Genomic DNA, 5098 nt, shown 5'->3' on the forward strand with positions numbered 1-5098 from the left:
GTGTTTTATCTTCGTCAACCGGGTTCGTCATAATGTCATCAATTTTTGCCCCGTATCCAAAGACAGCTCCATCCGCATATTTTAGAAGATTTGCCGTTTCCACTTTCATTCCGCTGCCGATAATGATCGGAACATCAGGGACTGCTTTCCTTACCGCCTCTAAATTTTCGATGGAAGGTGGCTGAGCCGATTCCTCTCCTGCAAGAATGATCGCGTCTGCCATTCCACGATAGGCAGTATCACGAGCCAAAACATCAATAGGCCGGGCCGCTAAAGGAGCTGCATGTTTCGTTTGAATGTCAGCGAAAATCTTGACTTTCTTCTCTAACCCGAGGAATTTACGATATCTTGCTACCAGGTGCGCCGTACCGTTAATGAGCCCCTGATCGGTCACGTACGCATCAGTCAGGACGTTAAGTCTGATAAAATCAGCCCCTACTGTTCCAGCAACTGCCAACGCCGATTTCCAAGAGTTTCTCAGGATATTAATCCCCATTGGAAGCTTCACTTCTCTGCGGATTTCGTGAGCGATTAATGTCATCGCTGCCACTGTTTCCGGTTCCTCCGTTTCCGGGTAAAACGGGTAGTCATTAAAGTTTTCCACCATAACAGAGCTGGCGCCGCCTTTTTCAAGACTTTTCGCATCACGGATTGCAGCTTCCAGTACTTGATCGAGGTTCCCTTCATATAGGGGTGATCCAGGGAGCGGCCCTAAATGAACCATCCCTAAAACTGGCTTTTCCACACCGAAAATAGTTGTAAATGACGTTTTCATAATCTTTTGCTCCTCCTTTTTTCTATTTATCATGGGTTTTTTGTGGATGATATCTGGCTGCATGATTGAAATCTCATTTTCTATCAAACTACTTAAAGTCGTGCGGGAATAGATTTAGTCTTTGCTTCCGGATGAAGCCATCCCTAAATCGATTTCGTCGAGGGAGAGTGCAACATCGGCATCCATACTCGGCGCCCGGAGCTGAGCCGTGAGGCCGCCGTCAATGGCCAGGACATGGCCTGTAATATAAGAAGCATCGGGTGAAGCCAAGAAACGAACGCCATGCCCAACGTCTTGAGGCATTCCCAGCCTGCCGAGTGGAATGAGTAGATCAGGTGAAGACTCATTCCCGACTGCTGTACGGTTTTCAACCCACATAGAGCCTGGCATCACGGCATTCACCCGGATTTTCCATGGAGCCAGATCAAGTGCCATTGCTCTTGTAGCGGCCTCAATTGCACCCTTCGTCGCATCGTAAGCGACACGATTTCGATGGGCCCGTGTAGCTCCCCCAGAACTCATGTTGATGATGCTCCCGCCCTCACCTTGGTGAACCATGGCTCTTGCCGCCAATTGGCTGCAGTGGTAAAGGCCATTTATGTGTATATTCATCAGGTTCTCCCACATACCGTAGTCAGTTTTCAGGAAATGTCTTTCTGACATCGGTCCGTGACCGATTCCTGCATTGTTAACGAGCACATCGATTCCGCCATGGAAATGGCGGGATTCCTCAAAGAGTTTCTTTACATCTTCACTTGACGATACATCCGTATAAACGAATAGACCCTCCCCGCCAGATTCGTTGATTTCCTGTACACACCGCTCGCCTGCTTCAGTGTCAACATCAGCAATGACCACTGACGCACCTGCCTCTGCAAAAGCCAGGGCGATTCCGCGTCCAAGTCCCTTAGAGCCGCCTGTCACGATCACACGCTGCTTTTTTCTATCACTCATATTTTCACACCTCATTTAATTTCAGTTATCAATCAGTTTCGGATATAATACTTCCGGCAAACGATTCCTGTATCTATTCAAACTCTCACTTGCGGAACGAAAGCCATGTAAACCCTTTCATTTTCTTGAGTGATCACCCCCCAGAATATGGGCAGCCCTACTTGGTCTGTTCAGTTAACGCTGCTTCATCTGCCAATTCGATCGTTGTATAATCCTCCAATGTTTCAGAAAACCAGTATTGCAAATCCGCTTTTCTTTCATGAAGATAAACAGGTTTCCCATCCACAAGCTTCATCGGGATATCGTGTCCGGGTATTAAAATACTGTTCTCCCTTTTTCTCCACAATCTCCAAAGGTAGTCGATTGATTCTTGGCTGTCTGAAAGATTCAATGTCATATCTGCATTCCTTGATAAAAGCTCCGCCCTGTTCTTGGCGGCATCTCCGCTGAATATCAGATCATAGTCTCCATTGTCCACGGTGTATGCCAGGTGACCTGGTGAATGTCCATCAGTCTGATGAGCTACAATCCCGGGGACAATTTCTTCAAGATGGTTGACCATCCTTATTTGTGAAGAAGAATTTAATTCCTTCACATACAATTCAGGAACATGCCATCCTCCAGGCGGTTCGTTTAATGCCCATTTCATATCCACCGCCCCCACTACGATGGTCGCGTTAGGAAACAACGTCCAATTCACACAATGATCCCAATGCGTATGTGTCAACAAAACCATCGATATGTCACTTGGAGATAAACCCTTGGCTTTGAGTTTATCTAGTATCAACGGTCTGACGCCGAAGCTGCCGACATCAATGATAATGTTTTGGTCATCGTGGGATAACAAGGTGACGGTACTCCATCCTAATCCCCCATGGGTTGATGACTTTCCGGGAAACCCTTGAATAAATATGTTGTAGTCGAACATTACAATCCCCTTTCACTGTAGTTATTAAGTCGGATACATTGAAAAACTAGCCAAAGATTGAATCAAAAAAGTTATTGAAAAATCAGTTATATTTTAATGGAGTTCAATACAAATAGTTTAGGATTAAACAATGATCAGTAAACGAATAAACAATGTTCTAAAGACTATTTATGGAATCGTTTCCACAAAAACCTCCCTCCAACCAATTTAATTTTGAAACTTACGATTTGTATATAGTTTAGGAAAAATGAAAAGCTGTTTGTTAGTGTTTCATGAAGATTTCGTACATAAGGGGTTTATTCTGCGGCTGATAAATAGCACATATACCATGATGTTTTTTTGAGTAAATAATACATATTGTATTTCGTAAAAAAAAATTGATTCAAATAGATGGAAACGTTTCCACTTATTTAAATCAAATTATACATACTTAATAAACCAGTTTCAATGATTTTTTTGAAAATTTATAAAATTATATTAATTAATAGAAAATCATCAGATTCTTGAACTATTATTCTAAGTCATTCTTTTTAAATTACCTACTTCTATCGCCATAGTTGACTCTCTTTCAATAAGATTTGGATAAAAGAGGACTGTTTCTTTAATTATTTGCTTTTCCTTAATTGCTTTAACCATGATTTCTATAGCTCTTTGACCCATTTCTTTAATAGGTGTACGAATGGTCGTAAGCATAGGAGACAAAATTTCCGCATATTGAGAATCATCAAAACCAACAACTGATAATTGTTCGGGAATTCTTATATTTAGCTCCCTCGCAGCTTTGTAGACACCTACAGCAACACTGTCGCTAACCGCAAAAATTGCCGTGGGCCTATCATTTTTTTGTAATAATTTCATTGCATTTTCATACCCGCTTTGTATATAAAACTTGTCAAAAATCACATAATCGTTATTTATAGGAACGCCTCTTTCATTCAATGCTAACTTGTACCCTTGGTGCCTTTCAATTGATGCATAAGATTCAAGGTCCCCGCCGATAAAGGCAATATCCTTATGCCCTAAATCCAGAAGATGTCTCATCGCTTTATATCCACCATCAACATTATCAACTACGATCTCATTAAGAATTAATTTCGGGAATTTCCCCCCTAATATGACAACTGGCAGCTCAGGATATTTCCCCTTCAATTCTTCTATATTTCCATCATTAACCTCTGGAGATGAAAAGATGATTCCATCGACTCCCTTAGCAATCAATAGGTGTATATACTCTGCTTCTTTCTGCAAATTGTTATCTGTATTACATAAAAAGATGTTAAATCCATGACTATTCGCTCGATCTTCTATTGTTCTAGTCAGATCTGAATAAAAAATATTCTTTATATCAGGTATGATTAAACCAAGAGTTAAGGTCTGTTTCTTCTTCATTGCAGCAGCTATCAGACTCCCTTGGTAGTTAAGTTTCTTAACTGCATTAAGAACCTTTTCTTTCGTTTTTTCACTTGTATACCCGCTCTTATTAAGTACTCTTGATACAGTGGAGATTGAAACATTAGCTTCTTTTGCAACTTCCTTTATTGTTACCAATACCGACACATCCTTATGGAAACGTTTCCTCATTTTTTACCTACTAAATATAATTCTACAATATTTATCGCTTTCCTTTTATTGAAAAATGCACCATTGTTAAAATCTTACTTCCAATCTTCTATATGAATTTGCATGATAGTTATACATATACCCGTGTATGTATGTCTCATATTATTCCATTAAGCTGCTAGTTAATAGAAGGTTCTGTTCTTTGTATTTCATCATACATACTACCCTTTGTTACTTTGTTTTTGTGCCTTAAAGTGTATTAGAAATCGTACCACAAAATCTGAAGAACAGAAAGTTCTGTCATTTGCAATTCAGGGTATATTTAGCATATTAAATTAAGCAGCTTTATTATTGGAACAAACTGTTAAATCAAGAAAAAGGAGTGTCAAAATCTTTGCGATTTTGCCCAAACTCAGAAACCCAGACAATATCCATACGCATCAAATCTGGCGCTTCCCCGCCGGATACCCCCGCAATCACCTGCTGTTTCAATCCTTCATACGGCATCCTCGTAAGCTTCAACTCAATTTCAGGATGTTACTTTTCAAACAATGGCTAAATCTTCTCATTAAGAACCTCTTCCTGATCACTATACGTATGCCAATAATCCAAAACGACCTTGCCGTCACTGCTTTCGGATACGGTCTCACTCGATCCTCCGCTGCAGCCTCCCGCAAATAACATCGGGGATATCGCTGCACCCGTAAGCGCTTTATTATAAAATCGCTTACATTTTTGTGTTTGATTGTTTTGAAAGGTCGGTTAGCTGCAGAAATAAAAAAAGTGGCATATATCTCTGTTTTAGAGGGATATGACACTTTTTTGTGAAAAAATAGAGGAACATAATTCCTGCTATTTAGATATGATATGGTTTCCTTAAC

General features: G+C 40.5%; 6 protein-coding genes. All 6 read right to left on the reverse strand.

Features of this window, described 5'->3' with window-relative positions; genetic code table 11:
* On the reverse strand, positions 1 to 775 hold a 775-nt coding region (locus HP456_RS19585; protein WP_172254226.1), incomplete at its 3' end, for a BtpA/SgcQ family protein.
* Positions 776 to 889: 114 nt separating this feature from the next.
* Positions 890 to 1729 (reverse strand): SDR family NAD(P)-dependent oxidoreductase, encoded by an 840-nt coding sequence (locus HP456_RS19590; protein WP_172254228.1) that lies wholly within the window; start codon positions 1727 to 1729, stop codon positions 890 to 892.
* Between the two features lie 157 nt (positions 1730 to 1886).
* On the reverse strand, positions 1887 to 2657 hold the full coding sequence (locus HP456_RS19595) for an MBL fold metallo-hydrolase (protein WP_172254230.1): 771 nt from the start codon (positions 2655 to 2657) through the stop codon (positions 1887 to 1889).
* A gap of 516 nt (positions 2658 to 3173) precedes the next feature.
* Positions 3174 to 4205 (reverse strand): LacI family DNA-binding transcriptional regulator, encoded by a 1032-nt coding sequence (locus HP456_RS19600; protein ID WP_172254232.1) that lies wholly within the window; start codon positions 4203 to 4205, stop codon positions 3174 to 3176.
* 381 nt (positions 4206 to 4586) lie between these two features.
* On the reverse strand, positions 4587 to 4709 hold the full coding sequence (locus HP456_RS25430) for a hypothetical protein (protein WP_281358092.1): 123 nt from the start codon (positions 4707 to 4709) through the stop codon (positions 4587 to 4589).
* A gap of 63 nt (positions 4710 to 4772) precedes the next feature.
* Positions 4773 to 4901: a hypothetical protein gene (locus tag HP456_RS25435; protein ID WP_281358093.1), complete on the reverse strand. Its 129-nt coding sequence runs from the start codon at positions 4899 to 4901 to the stop codon at positions 4773 to 4775.
* Positions 4902 to 5098 lie beyond the last annotated feature (197 nt).

Source organism: Bacillus haikouensis, from assembly GCF_013179555.1.
Classification (GTDB): Bacteria; Bacillota; Bacilli; order Bacillales; family Bacillaceae_B; genus Rossellomorea; species Rossellomorea haikouensis_A.